The sequence below is a fragment of the Psychrobacter sp. AOP7-B1-25 genome (assembly GCF_052376195.1).
In the GTDB taxonomy this organism is placed as follows: Bacteria; Pseudomonadota; Gammaproteobacteria; order Pseudomonadales; family Moraxellaceae; genus Psychrobacter.
In genome coordinates this window covers 74,328-90,530 of record NZ_JBQSVK010000001.1, presented here as the reverse complement: position 1 = coordinate 90,530, position 16,203 = coordinate 74,328, and the positions used below count along the sequence as shown (strand labels likewise).

At 40.5% G+C, this 16,203-nt stretch carries 10 protein-coding genes and 2 tRNA genes; 4 read left to right on the top strand and 8 right to left on the bottom strand.

The window, feature by feature from the left end:
• Positions 1 to 51 precede the first annotated feature (51 nt).
• The 6 genes from ACT3QR_RS00350 to ACT3QR_RS00325 all read right to left on the bottom strand — a co-directional run bounded on the left by ACT3QR_RS00350 (position 52) and on the right by ACT3QR_RS00325 (position 8,950).
• On the bottom strand, positions 52 to 1,728 hold the full coding sequence (locus ACT3QR_RS00350) for an ABC transporter permease (RefSeq protein ID WP_444519424.1): 1,677 nt from the start codon (positions 1,726 to 1,728) through the stop codon (positions 52 to 54).
• A 157-nt stretch (positions 1,729 to 1,885) separates the two neighbouring features.
• Positions 1,886 to 3,010: an extracellular solute-binding protein gene (locus ACT3QR_RS00345; RefSeq protein ID WP_444519423.1), complete on the bottom strand. Its 1,125-nt coding sequence runs from the start codon at positions 3,008 to 3,010 to the stop codon at positions 1,886 to 1,888.
• Between the two features lie 261 nt (positions 3,011 to 3,271).
• Positions 3,272 to 3,994 carry a 16S rRNA (uracil(1498)-N(3))-methyltransferase gene (locus ACT3QR_RS00340; protein ID WP_444519422.1) on the bottom strand — a complete coding sequence of 241 codons (723 nt, stop codon included), beginning with the start codon at positions 3,992 to 3,994 and terminating at the stop codon, positions 3,272 to 3,274.
• Positions 3,991 to 5,547, bottom strand: a complete 1,557-nt coding sequence (locus tag ACT3QR_RS00335) for a 3-deoxy-D-manno-octulosonic acid transferase (protein WP_444519421.1) — start codon at positions 5,545 to 5,547, stop codon at positions 3,991 to 3,993. Before ACT3QR_RS00335 ends, ACT3QR_RS00340 begins: the two co-directional genes overlap by 4 nt.
• 132 nt (positions 5,548 to 5,679) lie before the next feature.
• Positions 5,680 to 7,194, bottom strand: coding sequence for a tetratricopeptide repeat protein (locus tag ACT3QR_RS00330; protein WP_444519420.1), 1,515 nt, complete (start codon positions 7,192 to 7,194; stop codon positions 5,680 to 5,682).
• 118 nt (positions 7,195 to 7,312) lie between these two features.
• Positions 7,313 to 8,950 (bottom strand): cardiolipin synthase, encoded by a 1,638-nt coding sequence (locus tag ACT3QR_RS00325; protein ID WP_444519419.1) that lies wholly within the window; start codon positions 8,948 to 8,950, stop codon positions 7,313 to 7,315.
• A 301-nt stretch (positions 8,951 to 9,251) separates the two neighbouring features.
• Here ACT3QR_RS00325 and ACT3QR_RS00320 point away from each other — a divergent pair.
• Both ACT3QR_RS00320 and ACT3QR_RS00315 read left to right on the top strand, forming a co-directional pair.
• Positions 9,252 to 9,327 (top strand) — tRNA-Val (locus ACT3QR_RS00320).
• A 38-nt stretch (positions 9,328 to 9,365) separates the two neighbouring features.
• Positions 9,366 to 9,442, top strand: a tRNA-Asp gene (locus ACT3QR_RS00315).
• Between the two features lie 339 nt (positions 9,443 to 9,781).
• Here ACT3QR_RS00315 and ACT3QR_RS00310 read toward each other — a convergent pair.
• The gene (locus ACT3QR_RS00310) at positions 9,782 to 11,053 is read right to left on the bottom strand and encodes an McrC family protein (protein WP_201595097.1); all 1,272 of its coding nucleotides are present in this window, start codon (positions 11,051 to 11,053) and stop codon (positions 9,782 to 9,784) included.
• Positions 11,050 to 13,374 (bottom strand): AAA family ATPase, encoded by a 2,325-nt coding sequence (locus ACT3QR_RS00305; protein WP_444519418.1) that lies wholly within the window; start codon positions 13,372 to 13,374, stop codon positions 11,050 to 11,052. The genes ACT3QR_RS00310 and ACT3QR_RS00305 overlap by 4 nt, the downstream gene beginning before the upstream one ends.
• Before the next feature lie 268 nt (positions 13,375 to 13,642).
• Here ACT3QR_RS00305 and ACT3QR_RS00300 point away from each other — a divergent pair, with 268 nt between their 5' ends.
• A complete protein-coding gene (locus ACT3QR_RS00300; protein ID WP_442333786.1) occupies positions 13,643 to 13,882 on the top strand; it encodes a hypothetical protein in 240 nt (79 codons plus the stop codon).
• Complete coding sequence (locus ACT3QR_RS00295; protein WP_444519417.1) at positions 13,879 to 16,137, top strand: hypothetical protein; 2,259 nt, start codon at positions 13,879 to 13,881, stop codon at positions 16,135 to 16,137. The genes ACT3QR_RS00300 and ACT3QR_RS00295 overlap by 4 nt, the downstream gene beginning before the upstream one ends.
• Positions 16,138 to 16,203: the final 66 nt, after the last annotated feature.

Below are 16,203 nucleotides of genomic sequence, written 5' to 3'. Positions count from 1 at the left end.
ACTTATACCAAATTATTGCTACTAGCTTTGTTGCTATTAGCTTGGTTGCTATTAGCTGTTTTTATCGCTTTGACGCAGTAATATCCAAACAGGGAGCAACCCAACCAGCACAATGAGCAAGCTCGGTAATGCAGCTCGCCCCCACATACCTTCGCTTGTCATTTCGAATACTCGTACTGCCAGCGTGTCCCAGCCTTGACGCCGTGTCATCAAAGTAATAGGCATCTCTTTCATCACTTCGACAAAGCCCATCAATAATGCAGTCAAAACACCAGGGCTAAGTACAGGCAGCATCACATGACGCCAGCGCTGATAAGAACTGTCGCTCAGTAATTTTGCAGCGGCTTCTTGATTGACTGTCAATCGCTGCAACTGTCTGTCAACTGGCTGAAAACTCACCGTCATAAAACGTGTCGATAGCGCCAGTAGCATGACAATGACACTGCCAGACAGTACTTGCTGTGATGTAATGCCAAACGCAATCATTTGATTATCAAGCCACGCAATGGGTATAAATATCCCTACCGCCAACACTGTCCCCGGCACGACATAGCCTAAATTGGCCAAAGTGGTCATTAGCTTAGTCGATTTATCAGGATATTGCCGTTTGATCCACGCAATGATAATAGCCAAAAAGGCAATAAATAGCGTGGTCATACTCGCAATCATGAGGCTATTGGTGACAAAATCAATGTAACGCGCATCAAAATCTTGGCGGAAATTCAGTGCCGTCCAATAGATAAGCTGCAAGAAAGGGATTAAGAAAGCCATCAAAAAAATGATCGTACACAGCAGTGTCATGGCAAGTTTGGCAGGTTTGCTAGCGTCAAAGCGTTGGCTGCTACCTTGGGTAAGTGAGCTGCCACGCTTAGCTTGCCAATACTGCTCAAACAATACCACGATAAATATCACACCGATGAGCAGGGCTGCTAGCTGAGCCGCTGTGGTCAAGCTGAAAAAACCAAACCACGCTTTATAAATAGCGGTAGTAAAAGTATCGACATTAAATACCGATACTGCCCCGAAATCCGCTAAGGTCTCCATACTGGCTAACAACAAGCCGCCAATGATCCAAGGTAGTGCTTGTGGTAATGCCAATCGAAAGAATACACGGCTACGACTCAAACCAAGCATCTGCCCCGCTTCTATCGCTCGTCTGCCTTGCGACAAAAATGCCTGACGTGCTAGCAGATACACATAAGGGTAAAACGCTAGCGACAATATTAAGCCTGCACCCCATACGTTTCTTATCGAAGGGATCGCTGTACTAATACCGGAATCACGCAAAGCGGTCTGTAACGGCCCACTAAAGTCAACAATGCCGATAGTGACAAATGCCAATACATAAGCAGGAATAGCAAGTGGCAACATCAACGCCCACGAAAAGAAACGCTGACCAGGGAAACGGTACATGCTAGTAACCCAAGCCAGCGCAGTACCAATAGTTCCTGAAACAACAGTTACCATAAGCAACAAGATTGCCGTGTTTTTGAGCACTTGTGGCAGTACATAATCTGCCATATGTGTCCAAATCTCTGCCACTGGCTGAGTCCATGACAGCAGCACAATCAAAATCGGTACTAGCATAAACAACGAAATCAGCCCTAAGACTGATTTCGAGATAATACGTTTGCGAAGGGCGTGGTCTTGGCTGACAGTCTGCTTGTCATTAATACCATCATTGACAGTATCGTTTTGACTAACAGACGCGTCTGGCGTTGTGATCATATTATCATTACCGTGTCATACGTATAGAGACCTTATAAGCTTATACCAAACTCAAAATCGTCATTATCTGGATAATTTATCTAAAATGACTAACTTTTAAGCGCTATTGTTTCACAGTTGCGATTCTGAGGTTGGCAAAACTATTATTAGCGGTCCCTTATTTATAACCTGCTTTGTCCATTAATTGAATCGCTTGAGTTTGTAGCTCACCAAACTTCTGCACACTGATATCATCTTTATTGAATGGGCCCCATGATCTGAGCATATCTGACTCATCAATGCCTTCTTTTACTGGGAATTCTTTGTCTGAGCTGGCATAAAGACCTTGTGCCTCATCAGATGACAACCACTCTATCAATTTAAGCGTACCATCTGGATTGTCTGAACTTGCCACTACACCAGCACCTGAGATATTTACGTGCGTACCAGTCGTGTCTTGGTTTGCCCAGAATATATTGACAGGAAAATCTGGTTTCTCATCTAATATACGGCCATAGTAATAACTATTCGCCACACCTACTTCGCATTGACCAGCAGCGATGGCTTCAAGCATACTGGTATCATCACTGAACACATCAGTGGCTAGGTTATCTACCCAACCACGAACGATTTCTTCCGTTTTTTCTTGACCCAAGTGTTCCATCATACTGGCCACAAGTGATTGGTTATAAACCTTTTTAGACGTGCGTAGACATAGTTTGCCTTTCCATTTTGGATCGGCTAAATCTGCATAAGTAGATAACTGGTCAGCACTAACTTTGCTTGGATCATAAAAGATAGTACGGGCACGTAGTGATAGACCTGTCCATTGACCTTGTGGATCACGGTATTTTGCAGGGACATTGGCTTCCAATACAGTAGATGATACTGGCTGTAATAGGCCTTGCTCTGCAGCCTGCCATAAGTTACCAGCATCAACAGTTAACAACATATCAGCAGGAGTATTTTGGCCTTCCGCTTTTAAACGTGCCATAAGCGGACCTGTGCTGTCTGTGACTAGCTCTACTTTGACACCTGTTTGCTCTGTATAGCGATCTAGCAATGGCTTAATAAGCTGTTCATTACGTGATGAGTAGATAGTAACCGTCTGACCATCAGCATTCATAGCTTCGTCAGTTGCTGTTTGCTGCTCAGCACCTGCTTCTGTTGACTCTACTTCTCCGCTCTCTTCTGTGGTTGAAGAATTACTACAACCTGCCAGACCCAACATCATGCCAAATACGGCTGCAGGTAAAATAAGCTTAGTAGAGGTTAGATTAGCGCTGATAGCGTTCAATGACATGGTTTTCCCCATAGTAATGCTATAAAAAAGTAAGACGAATGGTGAGACAGAATAATGGTGATTACAACTCTGGCTTGCTAAGCGTTAGCAGTAGTCAGGCCATAATATATCAAAGCAACATACTAATGGAAGTGAGATTAATTATCAATACATTTGTTTAAATGACAAATGTACCAGCGATGAGCCTCTAGCACTACTTCTTAAGTGCTATTTTTACCAACATTCTCAATAGTTTAGTGCTAGCAATTTTCTTTACTTAAGCTAAAGCAACCACTGCCCTAAAATTGCATTGACCGCCGCTTCCGTACGCAGGATACGAGGTCCTATATGTACAGGCGTGCAGCCCTGTTTTGACAGGAGTTCTACTTCATAATCGATCCAGCCACCTTCAGCGCCTATGCAGACTATATTCGGCAGCTTTTGTGATGATTGCTGTTGTAAAAACTCGGAAAAAGACTGCTGACTGTAAGGATGTGCGATAATTGCACGATTGCTCCTTAAGTTTGCAAATGTATCTTCAACAAATGGCTTGAAGCGTTTTTGTAGGGTAATACTAGGAACGATGGTATCGATGCTTTGTTGCAGGCCCTCTAATACAAACTCGCCAATTCGCTCAAGCATTGGACTTTGCCAGTAGCTTTTTTGAGTACGGTAGCTATTGGTAAGGATGATATCGCGCACACCCAGCGCCGTCATATCCATAATCAATCGTCTTAGCACCTTAGGACGCGGTAACGCTAAGATAACAGTTAGATCCAATTTTGCTGGCGGCGCAGTATTAAGCTGAACGTTATTTAACCGAATACTATCAGAGGTAATATTTTCAATGACAGCCGTACCAAGATTGCCACCAATTTGTCCAATTTTAAGCGTATCACCGACTTTTGCACCCAGCACTTTAGTCACATGGCTGACTTGAGACAAGGTATCGATTTTTGCTGCATCTGACGAGAAATTCTCAGCGGGCAATAATATACAGTTCATAAACTATCTTGGTTAGAAGACAATTCGATAACGTCTTCAATCATCGTAAATTGACGTGTCAGTACCGCTTGCTGCTGCACGGTTATTTGCTCGCCTGCTTGCCCTGCCTGTGTAGCCAATGTCAAATTGCTTAACCAATTCTCCAACTGTACATAGATACTTATAGCATCTTCACGGTTATAAACTGTCTTCTTATGAGAAGGTTTATTGTTTGCCTTTAACTGGTTATCACTTGCCATTTGTGCGTCCGCACTATTTGAACTATCTGACTCAATCGGACAATAAGATTCATTACTTGGCTGATATAAAGCGCCTACGCTAGCCAATTTATCTACCACGCTTTGGCATGATTGAGTGTAACGCCCCATCAGTACAGGCGTAGCCACACTTGCAGGCTCTACTGGGTTATGTCCACCAATATCTACCAGCGAACCACCCACCAATGCTACATTTGCCAATGTATACCAAGTCATCATCTCACCCATACTATCTGCTAAATAGACTTGCGTGTCTGCATCAATCGCGTCACCATCACTGCGACGAGCCATGTTTAGCCCAGTTTTTTGAATAAAATCTGCTACTGCGTCAAAACGCTCAGGATGCCTAGGAACGATAATGAGCAATGTATCTGCTAATGCAGACTGAGACAGTAGTTGCTGCTGCAATGACAATGCTGCTGCCTCTTCGCCATCATGAGTACTCGCAGCTACCCACACAGGACGATCTACTATACAAAACTCTGCTCGTAGATCAGCTTTCTTACTATGGATACTACTATCTTCTATCGCTTTATCATCGAGTTTAGACGCATTGATCACCCATTTTAATGAGCCTGCCACACGAATTTGAGCGCTACTCGCCCCTAATTGCCGAAAGCGCTTGGCAGAATCGCCGTCTTGCGTAATAATCAAAGAGAGGTTTTTCATCATACTGTCGCTGACTGCGCCAATCTTTTGATAACTCTGAAAAGAAGAGGCAGATAATCGACCATTGACTAAAATACTTGGAATACGATGCTCAGACAACTTGGTCAAAATATTTGCCCACAGCTCTGTTTCTACAAACAGTGCCGCGATAGGCTGTACATGGGTCAAGAAAGTCTCAATAACAGCAGAACTGTCAACTGGCACATAGCTATGGCTCATCTGACCCTGAGCTATCTTTTCTGCAAAACGGCTAGCGCCACGGGCAAAACCTGTCTGAGTCGTATTGGTCAACCATATTTGATAGCCATTGACCAATAACATATCTAGTAAAGGCGCGACCGTATTGGTCTCACCTAGTGAGACTGCGTGGCACCAAATCACTCCTTTATCGATATTAGCATTTACCGCTGGACGCGATGGATACTGCTTGCCAAAACGCTGATCGACTTCCTGCTGATAATTGTCATTTTTATGAGATCGACGCCACACTTGCAGACGATATAGTGGCTTTAGCAATCCAATAAGAGACTGATAATATAGAGGTGTCTTATGTACCGCATGACTAGACTGTAATACAGGGTCAATTAGATTTGAAGCGTCGTCAGACGTGGTATTAGATGATGGCATGGAACAGCCCAGATTAGTTATAAATCAAACAATAAAAGGGGAAACATAAAGCGCGCCAATTCTACCTGAATTTAAGCGGTAACAATAAGCTTTTAAAAAGTTACTGAGTAAATAGTTATTAGATAACGATTGTTAGATAATGACTATTATCAGCAAAGCGACGACAATGATTACGCTAAATAATAGTTGATAACGCTTGGTGCTATGTTGCTCTTGCTTTTGCGTGGTCATCAGTACCTGTGCTTGCTGCCACTGCTGAACTAGATTGGCTGCTTCTGTATGGCCGTTATCTGCCGCTTGCTCTAACCAATATTTACCACTATCTATATCTTGAGATACCCCTACTCCTTGGTAGTACATTTTACTGAGTAGGCGCTGAGCACGGCTGTCGTTTTTGCTGGCGGCTTGATTGACCCATTCTACGCCAGATTTTTTAGAATTATCACTGTCCGCTGTCAAACCTTCGCATAACAGCTCATACATGGCTAAACGTAACATAGCCGCTGTATTACCATCTTTAGCAGCAGCTTGTAGTATTAGCATAGCTTTCTTTTTGGCCGCGATGTGATTATCTGAAAATATAACTTGGCGACGGGGTTTGTTTTGTTTGGCAATATACCGCTCGAACTGATCCAGTACTTTACGCGCTTGCTGATACTGCATATCACCAGTTGGTTGTGGCACCGCTATCTCGTCTAACTCTATGAGCAGCTGCGTAAACATTTCTGGCGTCGAGGCGCTTTTTACAGATGACGTAGGGGTAGTTGGTTGTTGCGCTACTTTAGTCAGTTCAGGTTTTATTGGACTCTCAGACTCAGCAGGTACTACGCGTGCCTGCAACTCAGTTACCGTATCAGATGGGTCTAAGCCACTCTTACTATCAGTTAAAACTGCATCGGCTTTTTTATGCTCAGCCTCTACTCTTACTTCCTCTGGCTTTTTAAAGGAAGCACTTAATTGGCTAGTACCGACATGCGCACCTGAATCTGTATCTGTGCTTGGAGCGATACTTTCAGCTACTTGATGAGTGGTTACTTTATGCGTTGTTGCTTTACGAGCTGTTAATGCGGACGTTGAATTAACAGTGCTGCTTACAATATTTGGTAGTCTAAGGCTAACCGCTTGATACAGCCCACTATCTACTTGCTCGCCTTGTACTGCGTCAAACTGCCGATCAATATGACCAAACAGACGCAGCCCTATTGGCTCTAGGGCAAAAAACAAGCGCTCTGTACCCACGTTATCATTCTTATAACCAACTGCCATATGCTGATAAAAATCATCGGTGATCAATGACAGCTCAGGGTAACGCTTTCGTAACTCAAACTGTCCATACCAATGTGGTTTGCTTTGCCACTGCTTCGCCAATACACGGCCGGCATAAAACGCCAAAAACACCATAAAATTACGATAGCGCTCATCGACCAACAGCATCGCCTCACTCCATATACCGCTCTTGATCATTTCTCGGCGCACTTGAGACAATAGCGTGTCGATACGCTGTAAACTCTCAAGTGACTCGTCTAGCATACAAGTACGCAGCTCAGTCTCATAAGCGATACCACCTGCAATAGGACGCCCAGCCAAGAAGTCTTGCCAGTAGCCTTCTGTAATATAGTCCAGTGGCGTTAAAGGTGATGCAGACATAGACGGGCTTAACCTCTTTGCAAATAGACAAATTAAAAAACCATAAGCTATAAAAGTGATGTATTGATAAGACAATAGATCGATACTAGTAGATTACCTTACCTTAAAAATCAAAGTGCTACAATAAAGGACTGAACAAGCGCACGACATTATCAAACAAGCGTTTTGATCCGTGACGCTGTTGCCATTCATCACTATCCAAGATTCGACAATTTTCTAAATAGACTTCCTGACAATCCGCTACTTGGGCGACCATTTCTGGCGTATAAATCGCCAAGCTGACTTCCATATTTAAATAAAAGCTGCGCATATCAATATTGACAGTGCCAAATAAACAGTAATCGTCGTCAATTACCACTGTTTTTGCGTGTAGTAAACCGCCCCTAAACAATGCAATCGTCACTCCAGCATCCAATAATTCTTGATAATACGCTTGCGAGGCGTGCTGCACCAAAAATGAGTCAACCTTTTCAGGAACAATAATCGTTACATCAACGCCACGCTTAGCCGCTATCGCTAGCGCACCCGATAGTGATTCATCTGGTACGAAGTAAGGTGTGGTAATACGGATGCGCTTATTAGCACGATGAATTACGGTAACTAGCGTATTGTAAATCACATGAGCCGTCAGCTGCGGTGCTGAAGGGATAAGTTGTGCCAACACCTTGTCTACGACAGGCATTTTTGGTACGACAATCGAAGTGGCACCAATATCTGGCTGTTCGTGAGGATCCGTCGTATCCTCCAATACTTTCACTCGACTATTCAGATCATTGATGGTTGGATTCATCACATATAACTTACGGGTGTAATTATTAACTCGCTGATGCAGCTCAGCAAGATTGTCATTATTTTCAGCACCGATATCGGTAACAATGACCTTAGCCATCGCTGTGTTGATACTCATAGAGTGCTGACCGGTCGTTCTTAGTGCCACATCAATCCATTGACCAACGTTTTTGTTTTGCTTAAAAAACCTTGGATCGACCAAGTTAAAACTACCGATATAGCCGATATGTTCATCGATAACCACCATTTTTCGATGATTGCGCAAATCAGAACGTTTAAATAATGTCTTGAACAACCCTACTGGCAATGACTGATGGACATAGACACCTGCTTTTTCTAATTTACGATGCACGCTACTATTAATAAAGCTAAAGCTGCCTACACTATCGGCCAATATATGACATTCTACGCCGCGCTGCGCCGCTACGGATAGCGCTTCTATGACTTCTAATACCTGGCCTTTTGGATAGACAATATAAAATTCCATGAGGACAATATGCTGGGCAGCATGAATGTCTTCAATCAAACGCTGAAAAATAGAAGCAGGATCCGTGAGCAACTGCATTTGGTGGTCAGGAAATACACCAAGCCCTGTCCAGCGAGTCCCTATCTGGCTAACACCGCGGTAGTTGGCTGGTAGTAAGTCTTGCCCTTTATCAAAAATCAGATTTTCACGCTGTGCCATATCATTCATCAAAATACTTGCTTGATCCACGCGGTCACGATAGCGCCGCCCAATCATCGGCTCACCGAGCAGGATATAAGCAATAAAACCAAATACTGGCAATGTATAAAGTACAGCAACCCAAGCAATAGACACACCAATATTACGCTGCACAGAAACCACTCGCAGCGTCATTACTATCATAAGTACAATATTCAGCACCAAGCCTAGACCCGCCAAATCTCCCAAAGTCCAGCTGGTAAAAGTATCTTGAATAGTAAAAGTATTTATACTGGCCTCCATCAACCATATTTAGCAGACAATATGTGCTCAACGAATAAAGCATCCATAGTATAGTAGTTTTTCAGCACCAAACAACAAATAATGATAATAATTAGAGTTTTGGCAATGCTATATAATACAAGGCTTTGCGTGCCATTTCGTATAGCTCACAAGGGCAATTTATAATTATTTTCTAAAAATAGTAAAATAATATTTGACACCCAACTGTAAATCTATATAATACACACCCACAGCAACGGAGCTTAGTGACAAACTAAAGAGCTCAGTTGATGTTGAATAAATTGCCTAGCAATTGTTCGAAGGGTGATTAGCTCAGTTGGTAGAGCGTCTGCCTTACACGCAGAATGTCGGCGGTTCGAATCCGTCATCACCCACCACTTGTTTAGCAAGTGGCTAAACAAGCTAAGAGACCTAAGCAGCGGTAGTTCAGTTGGTTAGAATACCGGCCTGTCACGCCGGGGGTCGCGGGTTCGAGTCCCGTCCGCTGCGCCATATTTAAAACGAATTTAAACTCTCGAGTTTAAGCAAGTTTCGCCTCAAGTATTAGTTTACTTGAGGTTTTTTTGTGTCTGAATTTCCGCTTAAAGCCTTTATCCATAAGGGTTGGTTATTCTTTCTTTATCAACCCTTAAGAAGTAGTCCACTCTTTAATAATGTATTTTCTATAAGTCTGCATACATGCACTCTGCTTCTTGAAAATCGGTGACCAAGTGCTCGGTGACCAAACGGTGACCATTTTGTGACCAAGATTATTAAAAGTTGCTGATGGTAACTGACCCCCAAATTTTATGCTTATCGATAAGTTCAGGAGCTTAAAGGATCAGCCTCAAACTAAGTTTGAGGTAAAGACGGAAACCTTTCTACCCATTCACCGATAACCACTTTGTCAGTTTCAATACAAAATGGTATTGCCCACAACCTCAATTTTTCTGCTAAATGAAAACATTCCAAAGGTGTTTCGAACTGATGGTGTTTAGGATAAATAAGCATCATGTCTCCACACCCATTCAAATATTTGTGACCATAAGCAAATAGCTGATAAATATCATCCTGTTCTATATCAAAATTCTTTTTATTTGAGTTTATTAACTTCCATTTGGTATCAAGTACATGGTAATTTTTTCTTTCTCTACTGATTAATAGATCAGGCTTTAATTGAAAGCGCGATTTTAAACCTTTTTGGTCATTCACCATGTGCTTATTAGAAGCCTGTGTTGTTAGTTGCCAGGGCGACTTGATATCTCGTCGTAAGCATTTTGCCACATACTTCTCGAACAAAATTTCCATTGGGAATAACAATGCAATACCCCGATGCTCTCCCTTTTGAAAGTTTGGATTAAGCTTTTCAAGTATTAGTTGGCACCATGGCTTTATCGCTCGGTAGGATTGCAATATTTTGATGTCTGACCACTTATGCATTGAGTTTAGAGGCTCTCTAAGACTCGTTATAGGGTCTAAGATGTGTGAGAGCTCATTAGCCAGTCGCCAGTTCTCAGAACTCCTACAGTGCTGCTGTACGTAATCCAATGCTGTTTTGATTAGTTGGTTCTCAAGTCGATTTGGATGATAGACATCATGACGAATATGAAAAAGATGAGCTCGGCCAACCGTTTGCCTTTGTTGAACTGTAATATCAAGCTGGCCACGAATAAATCTACTTTCTTCTTCAATTCTTTGATAGTCAAATCTGAGCCCAGACGCTACCAGCTCCTTTAGCAAATATAAAAACTGGTAGTATATCCACTCATGAATAGGTAAGTTCATTCGATTGAGACTGGCAGATTGAGCCTCTTTATAGGATAGGTTTAATACGGAGCTTAGCATTTTGCATAAGACCTCTCTGCTCTTATCTGACTCTTGAGTACCTAATCCTGTCTTTGGTAGTATCTCAATACCTTCGCGGCAAGGGCTTTCCAAATAACCTACATAAGAATGCAACTGTAAGTAATTTGGACGCTTATAAGTAATAAACCGTCCATAGCTCTCTTTTTCACTTAATTCCACTAACCAATCAAAAGTTTCTTGCTCAATGATAGCCAAGTCTAAGCTAGGAAATACTGTCTGATCGGTAGTCAGCTGAGCATATTCTCTGACTTGAATCATTCTTCACCTGTAGCAGTATCAAAGTGAAATATACCTTTATATGCTTGAGGTTTAGAAAATGCATCAGCATTAATATAATAGCGTCTATCTGCTGTAATCTGGCTTAGAACTTTACTAGGAAAAAGTTGATTCATAGTAGGATTTATTTTTTCAGTCTGTATAAACCGATCTTCAAAATCTTTAGCAGGGTCATTCAACACCCAACCAATACGCTCCCAGTCTAAAAAGAAGTATTCTTGCAGTAACGGGATAATCCGTCTCTTAAAAATATTACCTAATTCAATTTCTTTTTCGGCATCTGAATCCAAGTCTTTCAAAGACCAGAAGTACGAATGACCTATGGTGTGTTCACGATCTAACAGCACTTCAATACGCTGATTTATTACTGTTAATATTTCAGATACAGCAATGCCATGAACTGTTATGCCATCTAAAAGTTCAGGCTTAGGTAATAGCTCAATAAAATCAAATCGTCGGCGTAATGCTAAATCTAGCTGTGCAAGAGATTTATCAGCGGTATTCATCGTTCCTAGCACGTAAAGATTTGAGGGGACTGAGAATTTCTCTTTAGAATAAGGTAGTATGACTTCGCGCGCATCTGTACCACCTTTACGCTTATCAGGCTCAAGTAATGTAATAAGCTCACCAAAAATACGAGATATGTTGCCGCGGTTGATTTCGTCAACGATCAATACATAATTTTCTTTATCAACTGTTTCTTGAATGAGTAATCTAAGGAACTGATATTGATTCTGTTTTTTTGCTTCATTCAATAAATCGTCCCAGTTAAACCTAGATAGCTCATAGCAAGCTTGAGGCACCATCTTGTAATTATTGTTTAATGGAAGTATATTTAAATTCACACCTCTCGCAATCCATTTGACACTTCTAACATGCGGGTAGTGATTGTTTAAACCTTCAGCATTCTCGTCATATTTATAACCTGAAGTAACAATTCCGATAGCTTGTATAGATAATTCACTTTTTAGGCAAAGTATTACGTCACCAACTGAAATATCGTTAGCAAAACAATTTAGGGAGGACTGAGCCTTTTTCAGACTATCCCAGTAACTTTTTTCAACTAACGTTCTATTATCGTAATCAACACTCAAATCTCCAGTTTTGTGCCATCCAATTCTTGCTTCATTGTTATCAAGACAGCTTTTTCTAAACTCTCTTTCTTTAACTTCGCCAATTGATAATTTCCATATTTTTGGAGAATTAGATAACCCCTCAAACTTCTCACTTTTGATAGTGTTTCCTGCTTTTTTAGCTATTTGCTTAAAAACTCCAGACTCAACCTCATAATAAATATGTCTTGTTTCCTCATTAGTTTTTGCTCTAATCCCTTCAACAAAGTCTTCATAAGCAAAGCTTTGGTGGAACGTCGTAAATGCAATGCGCCCTTTTGCTGTTAACTCATCATACTTATCTTTGATCTTTCGACGCTTGAACTTGTCATTATTCAGAGACTCATACCAATCAGGAGCAACGCACTGGACAGCGAGTTCTGTAGTACAGTAGGTCTTACCTGTTCCAGGTGGTCCATATAAAATTCGATTAAGGTTAGCCATATTTGGTTCTTTACTTTTCGATTTAATGTTATACCCACTCTGTTGTGATGCAACTTTCCTATTAGAGTTTTCGAACCATGCTTCATACGATATTTGCCAAAATGGCTTATCAGTATAGGCGCTTAAACTTGTAAGAATTTTTTGATAATCAGACCAGTTTTCTTTAGGCAAAATAAAGCCTTTATTTTCGAGCCATGGTTCAGTTTGTGCATCTATGGGTAGGTACTGTGATGGACTAATATAGAACAAATATTGAGTAAGTTTTGTAAATCCTGTACCAAGTATTTTTAATGCCGAATTAAAGTCTTGCTCTTTAATATCACCATTACGAGCTTGCCGAAATAACTCCCAAAGCAAGGGAATTGAGTCATCAGAACGTAAATACTCATATGGAAATAACCAAAATTTCTGTGCTTGAGATGTAGGGACTCCATCAAAATCTTTAGGAACAGTAATATCTAGTCCTATCAACTTTATTAGTTCTTCAACAAATTTCCCTCTATTCTTAACTCCAAATTTCATAAAAGCAGCAAAAAAAGTAAAAGGATCTATCTCTTTCAATTCTTCTTTTTGATTCTCAATATGTTTATCTTCTAAACCTTTAATAATACCAATTTTAACGAGTGTATTAACTAGATCAGGCTGCCTATCCTCGTAGTCAGCTATCCAATCCGCAATAGCTTTAAAAGCCGGAATCCATGTGTACTGTTCATTGCGCTGTCTGACATCCATTAAATAATCTTCCATATAATTTTTTCTAACTATTCAAAAATAAAATTTTTACGGCATTAACCCAGTGGGAGATCGCTCAAGTATTTGAGACTATACTCATGCCACTAAAGGCATACAAAAATAGGAGCTACACCATGAGTAAGTCTACACAATCAAAACCAACTTCGAACCAAGGCAACGGCGGAAACTGGCCAACTAAGAATGGCTCAAGCAACTCGTCAGGATCAAATCGTGGAAATGCAAAGCCTAAATAAATTCAAATACAATTAATTTGGAGAGGCAGATGTGGCGGCAAGCCACATCTGCTTTCAAAAATATGAGATATTCGACCAATAATGATTTTAATCATCATATAAAGCACTTAATAAAGCAAGGCTGGTTATTTAGAAAGAGAAGAAAACACAATCAGATCGTTGCGCCAAGTGGACAATCTGTTACTTTTTCTAAAACACCGAGCGATCATAGAGCTCTTAAAAATTTTATCAATGATATTAGACATACAAAAGAAGGATATGCACAATGAGAACTACAAGCATTAAGAAGAGCCCTTATTTTTTCCCTGCTGAAGTAGTAAGAGCTATTGCTACAGCAATTGACAGCAAGAATGATAGTGAATCGTTAGATAACAAATGTCATGATCTATATCTAAGTAAGAATGAGCTTGACCAGCTTATCAATATACATATACATAAAGTTATCGAACGAGTTGAGCTAAAAAAATCAGTTGAGAACGAGCTTAAGGCTTTGGTTGCTCAGATGTTTGATGATTACCTAAAGATAGTAGCAACCTATAATCTATCAGAGCAGCATAGAGATGATATTGGACCTTGGGTAATTGAAGCATTTTTTTGCCCTTATTTAATTAATATTGTCTCTTTTTTAGGAACAAGAACAAGACCCTTTGAAAAATCTGACTACATTGAGCTAATGACTGATAACTCTACAGGCTTGGAGCTTACTTTCAAAATTATTGAAAAACGTGTTAAAGGTTGGAATGCTTTTTATACCAGTTTATCTAAGGGCGATAAAGATAAGATTACGGCATGGCGTCGCGGTGATGACCTACCCAGTTATGGCAGTTTGCTGGCGATTCTCAATCCTAAGCACCATGATATATCAAAGAATATTCTGATTTTCTTAATAACGGCTCGTGCTATTGGGTACTTTAAAAAACACAATGATTTTGAATTATTGACCCAATATTTAAAGCCGCCTACATCTTTTAAAGCTCTGATGGTTCAATTCGAGGACTTACTATTAGCACTACATGAAAGAGATATGCAATATGTAGCCACTCTATATCAGAATAAAGATGAGCAATTTCTTCATCGACCTTCTACTATTATTTTAGAGCTTCTGACTTATAGTCTAAGCAGTTTTTCGAAGGATGAAATAGAGAAAGCAAAAGAGTATTTTGTTAATACATTTGAGCTTAGTCTTTATCGGTCAGGACACTTATGCGAGCAGATTATCGAAGTCGGTTTCGTGATTGCTAGCTGGCAAGAGAGACCTGATATGAACTTAATATCAAAGCTAAAAAGTGTCCAAAACCTATATGGCTACACTCTACCTACGATATTGACTGAGGATACCAAACGTAAGAAGGAAAACCTAGTTGAAGACTGGGAAATCAATATGTGGCGAAGCAATGCTCAAAAGGTGTTCAATAACTTTAAAGTTGAACTACCAGAAAAATATAGAGTGAGCTCAGCTGTTCTACCTATACATTTAAACGCGAAAGAGCTAGCACTTGACCTAAAAAAACCTAATAAAAAAGTGAAAGTAAATGACAATGCCAAGCTTCATAGGAACAAGGGTAAGAGCAAGCAAGTAACGACACAACTTATTTGGAATACATTACGAAAGGATCTAGATGCTGTTAATCAACTCTTACAAGCTGGTGCTGATATCAACATCCTCTCTGATAACAACGAGTCAGCTTTATTAGTTGCTTTACAGCATATGAATTTAACTGAGCTTCATGAACCAGACGATAGCTTTTATAAAGTGCTTAAAGATTTGGAGTATGCACCAAAGACAATCAACGCGGTAACCGCTAAAAAGCATCTGTTTACACTATTAAGTGCAGTGCAAACAGGACGACTCGAGGTCGTTGAACATATCCTAAGCCTAGGAGCGGATGTGAGCCAAAAAGGCGGCAGCGGTCATGTAGATGCCTTAACTATGTGTATATCTTTAATTGGAACGATTAAGAACTCAAAACAGCTACTTAACCAGTTCTCTATGATGACAAAAGATCCAGAAAAAGCGATAGCTAGGATGAGCGATTATGAGTTTTCTGCTTTTATTAGAGAAACTCAAGGTAGCCTTGGCCTCAATAGAAAACAAGTGAGTCACCATCTTGCTCAAGGTAAGAAAAGTTCAAATGCAATGGCTATTCTTAAAGAGCTATTTGAAGTTTTTAAAGAACAAACTCAAGCAAACTACGAGTTATTTGATTTGAGCGAAATGCGCAAAATAGCAAAGCTACTAATTGATCGAGGTGCAAATCCTAGCGCTAGATATGATTGGAGTGGCATCGACGGATACACTCCATTCTTACTAGCCTGCGAGCTTAATGAGGATGAACTGGTCACTCATATGCTAAATAATGCTACTGAAGACTCAAAAGATGACATTATTAATACGGTATACAGAGATCGTAGAAATGGTAAAGCTGTGAGCTATGAAAAAATCTGTCAGCATTTCAAAACTGATGATGTAATGGATGTTGTAGATAGGAGTATAGTTTTAGCGAGTAGTGATAAAGTAAGTTAAGCTATTTCGCCTCAAACATTAGCTTGTTTGGGGCTTTTTCTCTCAACTTGCTGTAATTGAAAGTCG